This window comes from Pseudomonas sp. P106(2024) (assembly GCF_057480815.1).
In genome coordinates this window covers 47,980-64,663 of record NZ_JBLIYU010000020.1, presented here as the reverse complement: position 1 = coordinate 64,663, position 16,684 = coordinate 47,980, and the positions used below count along the sequence as shown (strand labels likewise).

General features: G+C 65.4%; 11 protein-coding genes and 2 pseudogenes. 4 read left to right on the top strand and 9 right to left on the bottom strand.

All coding sequences use genetic code 11. From position 1 onward, the window contains the following. Positions 1-17 precede the first annotated feature (17 nt). Entirely contained in the window at positions 18-965 is a 948-nt protein-coding gene (gene cpaB, locus AC25M7_RS23290; RefSeq protein WP_186597269.1) for a Flp pilus assembly protein CpaB, read from the bottom strand. A gap of 290 nt (positions 966-1,255) precedes the next feature. Between cpaB and AC25M7_RS23285 the strand changes: the two genes are divergently transcribed. Together AC25M7_RS23285 and AC25M7_RS23280 are read left to right on the top strand one after the other, a co-directional pair. Then, on the top strand, positions 1,256-1,438 hold the full coding sequence (locus AC25M7_RS23285) for a Flp family type IVb pilin (protein WP_028691358.1): 183 nt from the start codon (positions 1,256-1,258) through the stop codon (positions 1,436-1,438). A 45-nt stretch (positions 1,439-1,483) separates the two neighbouring features. Further along, entirely contained in the window at positions 1,484-1,891 is a 408-nt protein-coding gene (locus AC25M7_RS23280; RefSeq protein WP_028691357.1) for a response regulator, read from the top strand. A gap of 11 nt (positions 1,892-1,902) precedes the next feature. On the opposite strand, the gene AC25M7_RS23275 is transcribed toward AC25M7_RS23280, so the two are convergent. From AC25M7_RS23275 to AC25M7_RS23255, 5 genes are all read right to left on the bottom strand, one after another. Continuing rightward, a complete protein-coding gene (locus AC25M7_RS23275; protein ID WP_486971512.1) occupies positions 1,903-3,573 on the bottom strand; it encodes a ShlB/FhaC/HecB family hemolysin secretion/activation protein in 1,671 nt (556 codons plus the stop codon). A gap of 91 nt (positions 3,574-3,664) precedes the next feature. Beyond that, entirely contained in the window at positions 3,665-5,215 is a 1,551-nt protein-coding gene (locus tag AC25M7_RS23270; protein WP_288518933.1) for a collagen-like triple helix repeat-containing protein, read from the bottom strand. Between the two features lie 246 nt (positions 5,216-5,461). Continuing rightward, on the bottom strand, positions 5,462-6,802 hold the full coding sequence (gdhA, locus tag AC25M7_RS23265; protein WP_028691354.1) for an NADP-specific glutamate dehydrogenase: 1,341 nt from the start codon (positions 6,800-6,802) through the stop codon (positions 5,462-5,464). A gap of 278 nt (positions 6,803-7,080) precedes the next feature. Further along, positions 7,081-8,748: an energy-dependent translational throttle protein EttA gene (gene ettA / locus AC25M7_RS23260; RefSeq protein WP_028691353.1), complete on the bottom strand. Its 1,668-nt coding sequence runs from the start codon at positions 8,746-8,748 to the stop codon at positions 7,081-7,083. A gap of 228 nt (positions 8,749-8,976) precedes the next feature. Then, the gene (locus AC25M7_RS23255; protein ID WP_062362092.1) at positions 8,977-9,369 is read right to left on the bottom strand and encodes a hypothetical protein; all 393 of its coding nucleotides are present in this window, start codon (positions 9,367-9,369) and stop codon (positions 8,977-8,979) included. Between the two features lie 1,098 nt (positions 9,370-10,467). Between AC25M7_RS23255 and AC25M7_RS23250 the strand changes: the two are divergent. Together AC25M7_RS23250 and glyA are read left to right on the top strand one after the other, a co-directional pair. Continuing rightward, a pseudogene (locus tag AC25M7_RS23250) lies at positions 10,468-13,452 on the top strand (sensor domain-containing protein); the annotation flags it as partial. Positions 13,453-13,764: 312 nt separating this feature from the next. Beyond that, on the top strand, positions 13,765-15,018 hold the full coding sequence (gene glyA, locus AC25M7_RS23245; protein ID WP_028691350.1) for a serine hydroxymethyltransferase: 1,254 nt from the start codon (positions 13,765-13,767) through the stop codon (positions 15,016-15,018). 59 nt (positions 15,019-15,077) lie between these two features. Here glyA and AC25M7_RS23240 read toward each other — a convergent pair. The 3 genes and pseudogenes from AC25M7_RS23240 to AC25M7_RS23230 form a co-directional block, all read right to left on the bottom strand. Next, positions 15,078-15,296 (bottom strand): annotated as a pseudogene (locus AC25M7_RS23240) (Fis family transcriptional regulator); the annotation flags it as partial. Between the two features lie 126 nt (positions 15,297-15,422). Further along, positions 15,423-16,400, bottom strand: a complete 978-nt coding sequence (gene yjiA / locus AC25M7_RS23235; RefSeq protein ID WP_028691349.1) for a GTPase — start codon at positions 16,398-16,400, stop codon at positions 15,423-15,425. 78 nt (positions 16,401-16,478) lie between these two features. After that, positions 16,479-16,676 carry a YbdD/YjiX family protein gene (locus tag AC25M7_RS23230; protein WP_028691348.1) on the bottom strand — a complete coding sequence of 66 codons (198 nt, stop codon included), beginning with the start codon at positions 16,674-16,676 and terminating at the stop codon, positions 16,479-16,481. Positions 16,677-16,684: the final 8 nt, after the last annotated feature.

Sequence of the window (16,684 nt, the reverse complement as noted above, 5' to 3'; positions counted from 1 at the left end):
ATCGCATCCTTGCCGGTTCAGGGAGTCTTGTTGTTATCGCCGTTCTGGGCGCCGCGAATGATCTGCATCGCTGGGGCGCCGGCCGCGGCAGCGGCCGTCTGGCTGGCCAGGGGCACCTGGGACAGCTGGCTGAAGCGATAGAGGTCGCGGTTGGCACTCTGCAACTGCGGGCTGGCGTCCTGGCCGGACCAGTAGGCCGCCAGCAGTGGCTCCTCGGCGCTGCGCACCGCCAGGCGCAAGGTCCCGGCCTGGGCCGCCAGCATCAGCCGGCTGGCCAGGGCTTCTGGCACGGCCAGGCCCACGGTGCGGGTGGTGTTGCTGTTCAGCGATTGCTGGTCGCGACGGGCCTTCTGCTCTTCGGCCGTCTGCGCCGGACGCCCGTCGTTGGCCAGGCCGGTCTGCTGGTCGACGCTGAGCACGCGCAGGGCCGGCAGCACCACCTGGGCGGAGGACTGCGGGTTGTTGTTCTCCTCGCGCAGAAACAGCAGCACGTCGACGAAGTCACCCGGGCGCAACTGCCCGGCGGCGCCGATCACATCGTCGACGGCCACCGCCACGGCGCGCTCGTGGGGGCGGATCATCCGCGCCAGCGGTCCGCCGGCCTGGAAGCTCGACTCCTCCAGCCAACTGCCTGCCGCCAGGGGCCGGGTGCTGCGGCGCCCAAGCACCTGGTCGAGTTGCTGGAAGGCGCCGGCCGGCACCACCTGCAGGCGTTCGACCAGCACATCGTCCTCGCTCAAGGGGGTATTGGCCGGCACCGCCCTGCGCAACACCACGATGGGCGAGCGCGGCGGCTCGGGAGGGGCGACGGGGACGGGCGCGGCGGGGATCGCCGCTTCGCTCGGAGGCGCCAATGGCGCTGGCGCGGGCTCGGCCGGGCGGCTCAAACGCAGGCCCCAGTACCCGGCGAGCAAGGCCGCGATCAGGAACAGGCCGGCGAGGATCATGGTCAGGCGACTGCTCATCTGCGCTCTCCCCCCACGCCTGGGACCAATGATGGCAAAAGGTAACTATTTCGCTATTGGACGGTAGCTGAGCCGCAATCTTTCGCCATTACCTGCACCGCATTTTTAGAGCCATGAAATTGACGCGTCGGCAAAACAAAAACTTAGCATCGCCAATTACAACCAATACTTTTGGATTAATGCCTTCTTACATTTGCAGGTCGCCACAGCTTGGCAATGCTCTGATGGCAAAGGGGTATCACTTATCAAGCCCCGCCGACCGGCGCCCATCGAGCGCAAGGAGTAGTGCCATGCTGCTGCAACAGATCCTCATCCATGTAAGGGCTTTCCTCCAGCGCAAGGACGGCGCCTCCGGTATCGAATACGCCGTGATCGCGGCCATGGTGGCGGTGGTGCTGGCCGGCTTCGTCACGCCGATCTCGACCGAGGTATCGGCCATCATGACCACCATCAAGACCGCGATCACCCAGTGACCGCAGCACCTGCATGACGTGTAGTCCCACTGCCTGGAGCCGACCATGCCGACCTCTTCCTTGCGTCAACAGATCCTGCTGGTGGACGACGAGGAAGAGGCCCTTCTGGAACTGGCCGAGCTGCTGGAGAACGAGGGCTTCTGTTGCCACACCGCCACCTCGGTGCGCTGCGCCCTGCAGCAATTGACCCGCCACCCCGATGTCGCCCTGGTAATCACCGACCTGCGCATGCCCGAGGAAAGCGGCCTGGGCCTGGTGCAGCGCCTGCGTGAGCACACCGCGCGCCAGCACCTGCCGGTGATCGTGATGTCCGGGCATGCCGACATGGACGATGTCAGCGACCTGCTGCGGCTGCAGGTGCTCGACCTGTTCCGCAAGCCGATCTACCACGCACGGCTACTCGAGACGCTGGAGAACCTGTTTCCCAAGCCATTGATGCAGGCCGTCAAATAGCTTGCGCGCTCCTACAGCTGATAACTGAAACTGAGGTTCAGCCGTGGCCGCCGGTTGAAGCTGTCCAGGGCGATGTCCGACATCGGCTTGGCCACCTCGACCGCGATGTTGTAGTAGCGCATATCGCCGAACCGCAGCCCCAGCGCCGCCGATGACATCTTCGTGTCCTTCACGTCCAGCGCGTTGAACCAGGCCCGCGCCGTGTCGAGTGCCACATACGGCTGCACGACCTTGAGCCAGGCGCCGTCACGCCGGAAGCTGTAGTTGAGCTCGTAGGCCAACCCCCAGCCCTTGTCGCCCGAGCCCTGGTCGCTGGGATAACCCCGCCCGAAGTTCTGCCCGCCGAACACCGCCCGTTCGCTGTCGGGCAGGCTGTCGTTGCTCCAGTAGGCTGCCGCCGAGGCCACACCCTGCCAGTTGTCGGTGAAGTTGTCGCTCTGCACCCCCGATACCCGCAGGCGCAGGAAGTCCAGGTCGTAGTCGGCATTGGTGCTGGCCCCCAGGCGGTCAAGGCCCTGGTAGACACCGGCACTGAGGATGCGCAGGCGCCGTGCCTCGGCCTTGCGCCAGTCCCCTTCGAAGGACAGCGCACGAATATCGGTCTGGCTGTCCAGGCGCAACGGAAAGCCCACCACCTGGTAGTCGATGCGGTCGTTGACCACGTAGAAGCGCCCGACCACCTCCAACCATTCGCTGGGCGAGGCGATCAATGTCTGGCTGATGCCCATCGAGTAGCGATCGTTCTCGCGGTGCTGGGTCAGGTCGATGCCGTTGTCCAGGCGGATGCGCGCCTTGGGATCGCTGCGGTAGCGCGAGGCCGACAACAGCAGCTTCGAGCCCTCGGCATCGAGGAACTGGCTGTAGTCGAGGCGGTAGTAATGCTCCTTGTCTTCGCCGGGCGGCACCAGCACGCTGGCGCTCAGTTGCTCGGCGAAACGCGTTTGCGCGTTGCTGCTGGCGCCGATCAGCGCCTGCAGGTCGTCGCGGCTGCCGTCGTTGAGGCTCAGGGTGGTCGTGATCGGTTTGCGCGAGACCTGGGCCAGGAGCCGGGTCGCGCCATCGGTGGTGGCCGGGGGCGGTACCTGGGCCTGGAAGGTCACCCCGGGGATGCGCCCGGCCAGGCTGGTGTAGCGCTCGAAGCTCTCACGGGTCAGCGGACGCTCGGCCTTGAGGCGGTCCATCAACTGGTCCAGGTAGGCGCGCGCCGCGCCGATATCGCCCTGTACCTGATAGTCGCGGATGTAGCCTTCCACCAAAACCACCCGCACCCGACCATCGGCGAAGTCCTGGGGCGGCAGGTAGGCGTACGAAAGCAAGTACCCGTCTTGCTGGTAGCGTTGGGTCAGGCGACGGGTGACCTCGATCAGCTCGGCGAGTGTCACCTCACGGCCAATCAACGGCTGGAAATGCTCGCGCAGGTCGCTCAATGGATAGACGGTGCCGCCTTCGAAGCGCACCTTGCGCACCGCCACCTGCGTGCTCATCAACAGCGGCGATTGGCGCGCGCTGTCCACGGTGGGCACGTGCAGGCCGGCGGGGCCGGGGCGATAGGCATCCACCGGCAAATTCGGCGTGGGCAGGCGGCGCTCGGTCTCGTTGCTGTTGAGAAAACTCGGCAGGGGTTCGGCCCGGGCCAGGCTGGCCACGGACAGCGCCAGCATCGTCACCAGCAATCGGCGCATTCGGACACTCCATGATCCAAGGGTGACAGGGTGATCGACCGACGCACGGCGCACCGGTCGGCCTCACTCACCTTTAGCGTAGCCCGTCGCGTCAGCGCTGCCCGCCTGCCAGGGCGCCGGTCAAGCCACCCAGGGCGCCGCCGAGACCGCTGCCCTGTGCGCCATTGGCGTTGACCAGGGTGCCGGCCTGGCCGACCGTTGCGCCCACCGCCGTCACTGTCGCGCCCAGCTGGCTGACCGTCGGGTTGGCCGTGGCGCCGGTCAATTGCGTGCCGACGGTACCCACCGCGCCACCCACCTGGTTCAGCAACCCGGCCACCGGCGCTCCCGCGCCCGTGCTGGCACCGATCTGCTGGGTCACGCTGGACACACCGGCGACCACCGGACTGAGTCCGCTGCCCACCTGCTGGGTGAGTGCCGCGGCAGGAGCACCTGCCGCCGTGTTGGTCACGCCGTTGCCGCCGAGCACCGGGCCCAGGCTGGCAACGCTGTTGCCCGCCTGCACCACGTTGCCGCCGATACCGCCAACCGTCGGGCTGCCAATACTCGCGGCCAAGCCACTACCGGCACCTGCCACCACCCCACCAGCGGTTTCCAGCAGCCCGGTACGCGCGCCGCCGGTGACCGGCGCCAGCCCGCTGGCGGTGCTCACGGTGGTGCCGGTATTGGCGACTGCCTGCCCAAGCGTGGTGCCCAGTGGATTGCCCGAACCCGCCAGTTGCTGGCCGGCCTGGTTCAGGACCGTGCCGGTTTGATTCAACGCCTGGTTGAGCGGGCCGGCGAGCCCGGTCTGCCGGGTGACGTTGGCCGTGGTGTTTTCCACCAGCGAGACCACCGGCACCAGGGCATCACTCGCGCCTTGGGTCGCACCGGCCAGCGGACCGCTGGTGCCGACCGGCGAGAGCGTGTTGCCAAGCATGGTCACCGCCTGGCCGACCCGGTCGACACCCTGCCCGGCCCCGGCGACCAGCTGGTTGACCACCGGCACTTGCTCGACCGGCCCGTTGCTGGCCAGTCCGGTCACGCCCTGGCCAAGGCCAGAGACCCCCGTGCCCAGGTCGGCGGTTGCCGCGCCGACCACGCCGACCGTGGTACCCACGGCATTGTTGCCAGTGCCCAGTTGCCCCAGGCCGTCGCTCAAGCCGCTGCCGACACTGTCCACCGCGTTGCCGGCGGACGAGACCAGCGCGCCCACACCGCCGGTCAGCGAGGTATCGCCGGCGATGGGCAGCGAGCCGATCACCTGGCCCAGGTTGCTCACGCCGTCACCGACACCGGAGACGGTGTTGCCCAGTTGATCGACCACCTGGCCGGTGACCAGGGCGGTAGGGGTCGTGCCACCGCCCGTGCCGCCATCGCCGCCGCCGGGCGTGGTGCCGCCGCCGGAGCCGCCGCTGCCCCCACCCGTGCCTGCGCTGCCATCGCCCGGGGTGCTGCCACCACCGGTGCCCGTGCCACCGCCACCGGCCCCGCCGCCCGAGTCTCCAGCACCCGCACCGGTGCCTGCGCCCGTACCGCCGTCGGCCGAGGAACCATCGACCTCACTGTGATGCCCACCTCCGCCACTGCTGCAACCGGTGAGGCCCAGGGACATGACCATCGTCAGCGCCGTTGCGGCCCTGATCCACGCTTGAGTGTTCATGGGAAGACTCCCGCTGCTGGTTGTTGTACTCACAACCAGCAGTGAAAGCCGAGGAGAGCGAAACAGGTAGTTCACAACTTGGTGTTAGTACCTGTGGTAGAGGACGGCGGGCGCTGCGCAAACCTATGAAATCAAGCTGATTTCATCCTGTAGACGAAGCCTGGTGACGCAAGTATTAGTACTAAGTCATTAGCACAAGCGACTGCGGAGCGGTCTTGCCAAGACTTCAGCCCCCATGACCTCGAATCAAACCACGCCCTGCGCCAACATCGCATCAGCGACCTTGACGAAGCCAGCAATGTTGGCGCCCTTGACGTAGTTGATGCTGCCATTGGCCTCTTCGCCATAGTGCACGCACGCATGGTGGATCGACTGCATGATGTGGTGCAGCTTGCTGTCCACCTCGCCCGCGGTCCACAACAGGCGCATGGCATTCTGCGACATCTCCAGGCCCGACACGGCCACGCCACCGGCATTGGAAGCCTTGCCCGGCGCATAGAGGATGCCGGCCTCGATGAAGATATCCACAGCCTCCAGGGTGGTCGGCATGTTGGCGCCCTCGGCCACACAGATACAGCCGTTGCGCAGCAGGGTACGGGCGTCCTCGGCGTTCAGTTCGTTCTGGGTGGCGCACGGCAGGGCGATGTCGCACGGCAGGGACCACGGCGTCTGGCCCTTGCGGAACTCCAGGCCGAACGAACCGGCCAGCTCGCTGAGGCGGCCGCGCTTGACGTTCTTCAGTTCCATCAGCGCATCCCATTGCGCGTCGTTCAGGCCGGCTTCGCAGAACAGGGTGCCTTCGGAGTCGGACAGCGAGATCACCTTGCCGCCCAGGTCCATGACCTTGCGCGCAGCGTACTGGGCGACGTTGCCGGAGCCTGAGATCGCCACGCGGCGACCGTCGATGCGTTTGTCCTGACGCTTGAGCATCTCTTCGGCGAAGTACACGCAACCGTAGCCGGTGGCCTCCGGGCGAATCAGGCTGCCGCCGTAGGTCATGCCCTTACCGGTCAGCACCGAGGTGAACTGGTTGGCCAGGCGCTTGTACTGGCCGAACAGGAAGCCGATCTCACGGGCGCCGACGCCGATATCACCGGCCGGTACATCAAGGTCGGCACCGATATGACGGTACAGCTCGCTCATGAACGCCTGGCAGAAACGCATCACCTCGGCGTCGCTCTTGCCCTTGGGGTCGAAGTCCGAACCGCCCTTGCCACCGCCCATGGGCAGCGAGGTCAGCGAGTTCTTGAACACCTGCTCGAAGGCCAGGAACTTGAGCACGCCCAGGTTCACCGACGGGTGGAAGCGCAGGCCGCCCTTGTACGGGCCGATGGCGCTGCTCATCTGGATGCGGTAGCCGCGGTTGACCTGCACCTTGCCTTGGTCATCGACCCATGACACGCGGAACAGCACCGCGCGCTCGGGCTCGACCATGCGCTCGAGGATGCCGGCCTTGAGGTAGTGAGGGTTTTGTTCGAGGAACGGCCACAGGCTGCGTAACACTTCTTCCACGGCCTGGTGGAACTCGGGCTGAGCCGGGTCGCGCTGTTGCAGGCGGGCCAGGAAATCGTCGACAGATTCGATCATGGTAGACATCTCACCAAGAGGGATTGTTTTTGGTTTTTTCCCGAATGTACCAAGAACCAATCGCACTGGAACAGGGCGCAATGTCGTTTTTATGAAATTATTTGGTGCGTTTTCTATAAGTGTATACAAAATTCTAGACACAGGATCTTGCTTGGCTGATCGGCTTGAACCCGGCTATCGCAAGGCAAGCCCGCTTCCACCTTGCCCCGCCGACGCTCGAATGCCAGGCACAAAAATGGGGCCCCGAAGGGCCCCATTGCTGTGCAGCGAAATCCGGCTTACTGGGCCAGTTTCTTGTGTCGTACACGGTGCGGCTGGGCAGCGGCGTCGCCCAGGCGCTTCTTGCGGTCGGCTTCGTACTCGGTGTAGTTGCCCTCGAAGAACACCACGCTCGAGTCGTCTTCGTACGCCAGGATGTGCGTGGCCACACGGTCCAGGAACCAACGATCGTGGGAAATCACGATGGCGGCGCCCGGGAAGTCCAGCAGGGCTTCTTCCAGGGAACGCAGGGTTTCGACGTCGAGGTCGTTGGACGGTTCGTCGAGCAGCAGGACGTTGCCGCCCTCCTTCAGGGTCAGGGCCAGGTGCAGGCGGCCACGCTCACCACCGGAGAGGTCCTTGACGAACTTCTGCTGGTCGCCACCCTTGAAGTTGAAGCGGCCGACGTAGGTGCGCGACGGAATCTCGTAGCTGCCGATGCGGATCTGGTCGGAACCGTCGGAGATCTGCTGGAACACGGTCTTGCTGCCGTCCAGGTCCTCGCGGCTCTGGTCGACGCAGGCCAGTTGCACGGTTTCACCGATCTCGATGCTGCCCGAGTCCGGCTGCTCCTTGCCCATCAGCATGCGGAACAGGGTCGACTTACCGGCACCGTTGCCGCCGATCACGCCGACGATGGCGCCCTTGGGCATGGCGAACGACAGGTTGTCGATCAGCACGCGATCACCGTAGCCCTTGGTGACGTTCTTGAACTCGATGACCTTGTCGCCCAGGCGCGGACCGGCCGGGATGTAGATCTCGTTGGTCTCGCTGCGCTTCTGGAATTCCTGCGACTGCATCTCTTCGAAACGCTGCAGACGGGCCTTGGACTTGGACTGGCGGGCCTTGGCGCCTTTGCGCACCCACTCCAGTTCCTCTTTCATGGCCTTCTCGTGGGCGCTCTGCTGCTTGGATTCCTGGGCCAGACGCTCCGACTTGGCCTCCAGCCAGCCCGAGTAGTTGCCTTCGTACGGGATGCCGGCGCCGCGGTCCAGTTCGAGGATCCAGCCGGCGACGTTGTCGAGGAAGTAACGGTCGTGGGTGATCGCCACCACGGTGCCGGGGAAGTCGTGGAGGAAACGCTCAAGCCAGGCCACCGAGTCGGCGTCCAGGTGGTTGGTCGGTTCGTCCAGCAGCAGCATGTCGGGAGCCGACAGCAGCAGGCGGCACAGGGCCACGCGGCGCTTCTCGCCACCGGACAGGTGCTCGATCTTGGCGTCCCAGGCCGGCAGGCGCAAGGCGTCGGCGGCAACGTCCAGCTGACGCTCCAGGTTGTGACCGTCGGCGGCCTGCAGGATAGCCTCGAGCTTGGCCTGCTCGGCGGCCAGCTTGTCGAAGTCGGCGTCGGGGTCGGCGTAGGCGGCGTAGACCTCGTCCAGGCGGGCCTGGGCGTCCTTGATCACGCTGACCGCTTCCTCGACCACTTCACGCACGGTCTTGGTCGGATCCAGCTGCGGCTCCTGGGGCAGGTAGCCGACGTTGATGTCGGGCATCGGACGGGCTTCGCCGTCGAATTCCTTGTCGACGCCCGCCATGATCCGCAGCAGGGTCGATTTACCCGCGCCGTTCAGGCCCAGCACGCCGATCTTGGCGCCAGGGAAGAACGACAGGGAAATGTTCTTGAGAATTTCCCGCTTCGGCGGCACGACCTTGCTCAGCCGATGCATGGTGTAGACGTATTGAGCCAAAACCAAGCCCTCTATCAGATAGGTAAAGACACGCGCCCCGGCATGGGCCAGGGGGATGTGATTACGGGGTGTCGTTGAACAAAGTGGGCCATTCTACGCCAACTCGCGGCGTTGCACAGATGGGTAGATGGCGGCGCCGTTCGGCGGCTACCGCGGGTCAAGCCCGCTCCCACGCCACGGCGTTGTTGCATGGGAGCGGGGTTGGCCCGCGATCAAGGTGACGCAGGCTCAGACGTGCGCTTGCTTGACCTTGCCGCGCGGCAGGCGGCAACGGTCCGACTGCTCGGCCAGGCGCGCGGCCCAGGCGGCCTTGACGCTGAAGCCGCCATTGCGGGCAGGTTTTTCCGCAGCCTTGGCGGCGGGCTTGCTCGCGGCCTTGGCGGGCGCGGCAACAGGCTTGCCAGCCGCCGGGGTGACGGCCTCGACCGCAGGCATGGCCTGCTTGCGCAGTTCGGCCAGCGACGGCGTCTTGTTGGCACTGGCGGCAGCCGTGTCCGGCTTGGCCAGCGAACGCTGGCAGGTCTTGCAGGATACGTCCTCGGTCACGGCAGTGCTGACCAGGGTCTGACTGCTGCGCCCACAGGCGGAATCGAGGCCATTGGTGGAATAGTGGGTAACCAAAACCGTACATCTCCGTTGCGTTGACTATGAAGCGGGCGGCATTCTCGCACAGGTTGCAGGGGCTTGCCGAACCGACATGACCGGCTGCCGGGCGGTGCGCGGACATACGGACTGGCACTTTGCCATGTTTGCGGGCATGCTAGTCGGCTTCTCGCGTGCGCCTTATAGTGCGCCCAGCGACCACGGCACGCGCCGTGCATGCTGCGAGGACGCAACCCCTGCCATCGCCAGCCAAATCGCAGGACCCAACGCTTGACCAATCTCACGCAACCGTCATCCCTGCGGCCTGCCGACACCTCGGCCGGCACACACCTGCGTGGCTCGCTCAAGGGGGCGCTGGCCCTGCTCGCCCTGGTTTTGCTGGGTTTGCTGTTGTGGCAACTGTTCGCCCAGTTCCGCCATACCCAGGCCGACCTGCGTCAGCACAGCCTGACGACCAGCGCCGAATTGGCCGACCACCTGGGCCTGAACATGGCGCTGAAGGCCCAGCAATCGCTGAACCTGGTCCAGCCTTACGTCAATCCACCGGCGCCCGCCGCCCTGCCGAGCCTGCTCACCACCTTGCAGGCGCGCCTGCCGGCCCTGCGCGACCTGGCCTGGCTGGACGCCGCCGGGCAGGTACGCAGCGACAGCCTCGACGGCACGCCGGACCGTCAGTTGATTGACGACCTTCTGCAACTGAACCAAGGCCGCGCCTTCTTCTATGGCAACGGCGCCGACAACCAGCGAGTGTACCTGCTGCTGCGCCAGCCGGCCGAGCAGGACCGCGGCTACTGGCTGCTGCGCCTGAGCCCGGACTACTACCAGGAGCTGACCCGCCACCTGGACGGCCCTACCCACCCCCTGTGGCTGCTGGAAAACAGCCGCAGCGGCGAGATCATCCAGCACCATGGCCACCGCCAGGCCAGCGACGAACCGCTGCAAAGCGTGATGCTCGCGTTCATCGACAACAGCACCTGGCAACTGCGCGGCCTGTTCGACGCAGGCATGGCCCGCGACAAACTGCTGCCGGCGCTGATCGGCAAGTGTGTGCTGGTGCTGTTCTGCGCCCTGCTGCCGGTGCTGGCGCTGATCAACATGCGTCGCCGCCAGCGCGCCCTGCAGGAGGATCGCCGACGCTACCAGGAAATTTTCGAGGGCACTGGCGTGGCCTTGTGCGTGCTCGACCTGTCCAGCCTGCCCGGCCAGCTCGACCGTTACCACCTGCGCAACCGCGCCGCGCTCAAGCACAGCCTGGCGCTGGACACCAAGCTGCGCCGCACGCTGCTGGCGGAACTGAAGATCACCGAGATCAACCAGGTGGCGCGTCAGCTGCTCAATGTCGACAGCCACGAAGGCGCCTGGCAGCGCCTGATCGAGGGCAGCGGCGACAGCCGCGACAGTATCGGCATGCAACTGATCGACGCGCTGATCGAAGAGCGCCAGCAGCTTGAACTGGAGGTGCGCCTGCCCGCCCCGCAGGGTGGCGAACTGCACCTGTGGCTGATGGCCCGCCTGCCCCAGCAGCGCCGCGACTACCAGGCGGTGATCCTGAGCATCAGCGACATCACCAGCCGCAAGCAGGTGGAGCTGTCGCTGCTCGAACGCGAAGGCTTCTGGTCGGACGTGGTGCGCACCGTGCCCGACCAGCTCTACGTGCAGGACGTCAACAGCCAGCGCATGATCTTCAGCAACCGCCACCTCGGCCAGACCCTGGGCTACGACCGTGTGGAACTGGCGCAGATGGGCGACCGCTTCTGGGAAATGCTCCTGCACCCCGGCGACGCCGAGCACTATCGTGCCCTGCGCCAGCAGCAGCGCGACACCGGCCACGGCGAGTCGCTGCACTGCCAGCTGCGTTTCCGCCACCGTGACGGCGGCTGGCGCTGCTACGACATCCGCGAGCAGGTGCTGACCCGCGACAGCGAGGGCCAGGTCACCCGCATCATCGGCGTGGGCAAGGACGTCACCGTGCAGATCGAGGCCAGCGAGTCCCTGCGCGACAGCGAGCAGCGCTACCGCATGCTCGCCGAGAGCATCAGCGACGTGATCTTCTCCACCGATAGCCAGTTGCAGCTCAACTACGTCAGCCCCTCGGTGCAGGCGGTGCTGGGCTACCAGGCCGACTGGATCTTCGCCAACGGCTGGCAGTCGATCGTCGCCAACCCCGCCCAGCTCAGCGGCGTCTACAACCTGTTGGAGCGGGTCAGCAAGGTGCTGGGCGACAGTGAGCAGTTGGCCCAGTTGCGCAGCACCCTGCCCACCCAGCTGTTCCTGTTCGACTGCCTGCGCGCCGATGGCCGCAAGATCCCCATCGAGCTGCGCCTGGTGCTGGTGTGGGACGAACACGAGCGCTTCGAAGGCGTGCTCGGCGTGGGACGCGACATCAGCCAGCAGCGCCGTGCCGAGAAAGACCTGCGCATGGCCGCGACGGTGTTCGAACACTCCACCTCGGCGATCCTCATCACCGACCCGGCCGGCTATATCGTTCAGGCCAACGAGGCTTTCAGCCGGGTCAGCGGCTATGCCGTGGCCGAAGTGCTCGACCAGTTGCCCGGCATGCTCACCGTCGAACAGCAGCAGAGCGCCCAGCTGGGCTACGTGCTCAAGCAACTGAGCCAGCGCGGTACCTGGGAAGGCGAGGTCTGGCTCAAGCGCCGCAACGGCGAGCACTACCCGGCGTGGGTGGGCATCACCGCAGTGCTCGACGACGAGGGCGACCTGGCCAGCTACGTGTGCTTCTTCACCGACATCAGCGAGCGCAAGGCCAGCGAACAGCGCATCCACCGCCTGGCCTACTACGACGCCCTGACCCACCTGCCCAACCGCACGTTGTTCCAGGACCGCCTGTACACCGCCCTGCAGCAGGCCGAACGGCAGAAGGCCTGGGTGGTGTTGATGTTCCTCGACCTCGACCGCTTCAAGCCGATCAACGACTCCCTCGGGCACGCCGCGGGTGATCGCATGCTCAAGGACATGGCCGAGCGCCTGCTGGCCTGCGTCGACGACGACGACACCGTGGCGCGCATGGGCGGCGACGAGTTCACCCTGTTGCTGCAGCCCAAGGCCACCCGCGAGCAGGCGCTCAACCGGGCGATCCATGTCGCCGAGCACATCCTCGACGGGCTGGTCACGCCGTTCGTCCTGGAAAACCGCGAGTTCTTTGTCACCGCCAGTATCGGCATCGCCCTGAGCCCGCAGGACGGCAGCGAGCTCAGCCAACTGATGAAGAACGCCGACACGGCGATGTACCACGCCAAGGAGCGCGGCAAGAACAACTTCCAGTTCTACCAGGCAGACATGAACGCCAGCGCCCTGGAGCGCCTGGAGCTGGAGAGCGACCTGCGCCATGCCCTGGAGCAAAACGAGTTCACCCTCTACTACCAGCCGCAGTTCAGCGGCGACGGCAAGCGCCTGACCGGCGCCGAGGCGCTGCTGCGCTGGCGCCATCCGACCCGCGGCCTGGTGCCGCCGGGCGACTTCATCCCGGTGATCGAAGAGCTGGGCCTGGTGGTCGACGTCGGCGACTGGGTGCTGCGCGAGGCGTGCCGCCAACTCAAGGCCTGGCACAAGGAGAAGGTGCGGGTACCGAAGGTGTCGGTGAACATTTCCGCCCGGCAGTTCTCCGACGGCCAACTGGGTACGCGCATCGCCACCATCCTCGAGGAAACCGGGCTGCCCCCGGCCTGCCTGGAGCTGGAGCTGACCGAAAGCATCCTGATGCGCGAGGTCAACGAGGCCATGCAGATCCTCGACAGCCTGAAGAATCTCGGCCTGAGCATCGCGGTCGACGACTTCGGCACCGGCTACTCGTCGCTCAACTACCTCAAGCAGTTCCCCATCGACGTGCTCAAGATCGACCGCACCTTCGTCGACGGCCTGCCCGAGGGCGAGCAGGACGCACAGATCGCCCGGGCGATCATCGCCATGGCTCACAGCCTCAACCTGGCGGTGATCGCCGAGGGCGTGGAGACCCACGAGCAGCTGGAGTTCCTGCGCGAGCACGGCTGCGACGAGGTGCAGGGCTACCTGTTCGGCAGGCCGATGCCGGCCAACCAGTTCGAGGCGCAGTTCAGCAACGAGACGTTGTTCATGTTCCAGTGACGACGGTGACACGAGACGGTTTCCGTGGGAGCGGCCTTGCGTCGCGAAAGGGCTGCGCAGCAGCCCCAGGACCTAAGTGTTAACGCAAAGATCGCCGGGGCCGCTTTGCGGCCCTTTCGCGACGCAAGGCCGCTCCCACAGTGCACGGCGCCAAGCCTTGAAAAACGGACCCAAAAGTCAACTCCAGCCCAGAAACGGCGCGGGCTGCAACATGAGGGCCATTGGTCCGCGACTTGATGCCACTTCATATGCCAGCGGCGAATCAATCGGTTAGAATGCCCCCCCAATTCTGCCCGATCCTTGAGGACTGCCATGTTCAGCCGTGATTTGACCATTGCCAAGTACGACGCCGAGCTCTTCGAAGCCATGCAGCAAGAAGCCCTGCGCCAGGAAGAGCATATCGAGCTGATCGCTTCGGAAAACTACACCAGCCCGGCGGTCATGGAGGCCCAGGGTTCGGTTCTGACCAACAAGTACGCCGAAGGCTACCCAGGCAAGCGCTACTACGGTGGTTGCGAGTACGTCGACGTCGTCGAGCAGCTGGCCATCGACCGCGCCAAGGAGCTGTTCGGCGCCGACTACGCCAACGTCCAGCCGCACGCCGGCTCCCAGGCCAACGCCGCCGTCTACCTGGCCCTGCTGTCGGCCGGTGACACCATCCTGGGCATGAGCCTGGCCCACGGCGGTCACCTGACCCACGGCGCCAGCGTCTCCTCCTCGGGCAAGCTGTACAACGCCATCCAGTACGGCATCGACGCCAACGGCCTGATCAACTACGACGAAGTCGAAGCACTGGCCCTGGAGCACAAGCCGAAGATGATCGTCGCCGGCTTCTCCGCCTACTCGCAGGTCCTGGACTTCCCACGCTTCCGCGAAATCGCCGACAAGGTCGGTGCCTACCTGTTCGTCGACATGGCCCACGTGGCTGGCCTGGTCGCCGCCGGCGTGTACCCGAACCCTGTTCCGTTCGCCGACGTGGTCACCACCACCACCCACAAGACCCTGCGCGGTCCGCGTGGCGGCCTGATCCTGGCCCGCGCCAACGCCGACATCGAGAAGAAGCTGAACTCCGCGGTCTTCCCGGGCGCCCAGGGCGGCCCGCTGGAGCACGTCATCGCCGCCAAGGCGATCTGCTTCAAGGAAGCGCTGCAGCCTGAGTTCAAGGCCTACCAGCAGCAAGTGGTAAAGAACGCCCAGGCCATGGCCGAAGTGTTCATCGAGCGTGGTTTCGACGTCGTATCCGGCGGCACCCAGAACCACCTGTTCCTGCTGTCGCTGATCAAGCAGGAAATCTCCGGTAAGGACGCCGACGCCGCCCTGGGCAAGGCGTTCATCACCGTCAACAAGAACTCGGTCCCGAACGACCCACGTTCGCCGTTCGTCACCTCGGGCCTGCGTTTCGGCACCCCTGCCGTCACCACCCGTGGCTTCAAGGAAGCCGAGTGCCGCGAACTGGCTGGCTGGATCTGCGACATCCTGGCCGACCTGAACAACGAAGCGGTGATCGACGCCGTGCGCGAGAAGGTCAAGGCCATCTGCAAGAAGCTGCCGGTGTACGGCAACTGATTGGCGGACGCCTGATGTGAAAAAGCCCGGCCATGTGCCGGGCTTTTTTGTGGTTGTTCTCAGCGAGTTGTTGCGACATCCGGCACGAGACGTATTTCCACGCGCTGATCCAAGGCTCTCGCCGCACTGGCCAGCGTTGCCAGCGTCATGCCGGCATCCGTATGATCAAGCGCTCGATCGACCGCCGTACGGCTGGTGTGCATGCGCTCGGCAAGCGCCTTCTTGCTGACCCTCTGCTGCTTCATCGCCTCAGTCAGCTGCCAGGCAATCACCCGCTTGTGACTCGACCAAGCGCACCAAAAAAGGTACCTCTTTCAAGGGGGCCATAGCGTGTGGCCCAATGTATTGAACGAGGCAAAAAAATGCCGCCATTTGGCGGCATCAACCAGTCAGCTACGTCCCACTCATGCGTGATATAACGCCTCAAACCCTGCCCGAATATTCTCTTCCGGCAGCTCATCGGCAATGAACACCATCACGCTTTCCCGTGTCTCGCCGTCCTTCCACTCGGCGTCCCAATCAAAGCCATAGAGCTTGAGCACCCCTTGGAACACCAGACGGCGGTCCTCACCGGCAATGTTCAATACCCCCTTGTAGCGCAGCAATTGCTTGCCGTGCTCTTCCAGCAGCTCGTTCATGAAGTCGCTGAGCCGATCGATGTCCAACGGCGTTTCGGTACGCAGCACCAGCGTCGAGATACGGTCAGGGGTGGCCGGCTTGAGCAGCGGGCGCAAGGTGGGCTTTGGGCTGATGCCCAGGTCCGGGTTGAGGTTGAAGCCGCGCACATCGAGTAGCTCGGCCAGGTCGATGCGGCCGTGCTCGACCACGCGGATTGCCGCCCGGCCATTGATACGCGCCAGACGCTCGCGCAGGGCGTCGACCACCTGTGGCTCGACCAGGTCGGTCTTGCTCAGCAGCAGGCGGTCGGCGAAGCCAACCTGGGCCTGGGCGATGGCCTGGGTCAGGTGCAGCTCGGCATGGGCGGTGTCGACCAGGGTGATAATGCCGTCGAGGATATAGCGCTCGCGCAGCTCTTCATCGATGAAGAAGGTCTGCGCCACCGGCGCCGGATCGGCAAGGCCGGTGCACTCGATGACCAGGCGATCGAAGGCGATTTCACCGGCATCCAGCCGTTCGAGCAGCAGGTACAGGGCCCGGGTCAGGTCGCCATGGATGCTGCAGCACACGCAGCCGTTGGCCAGGGTCATGACCTGCACCGGTTCATCGCCCAGCAGCTGGCTGTCGATGCCGGCCTCGCTGAATTCGTTTTCGATCACGGCGAGCTTCAGGCCATGCTCGGCCCTGAGCATATGCTTGAGCAATGTGGTCTTGCCGGCGCCAAGGAAGCCGGTCAGCACGGTAACGGGAATCGGCGTTTGCACGCGGTTGTCTCCTGCAGCTGAAAATGAAAGTGGGAGCCCGGTTGCCCGGGCTCCCACTGGTTCACGCGTGTCGCGGGTTCAACAGCACTTGGGCCCGGACTTGCCACCATAGCGCGCTTCCTGGCGCTCGCGGAAGAACTCTTCGTAGCTCATCACCGGCTTGTCCGGGTGCTTCTTGCGCATGTGCTCGACATAGTTGTCGTAGTCGGGCATGCCGACCATCAGGCGGGCGGCCTGCCCCAGGTACTTGCCCAGTCGACCCAGGTCGTTGAACATCGCGGCGA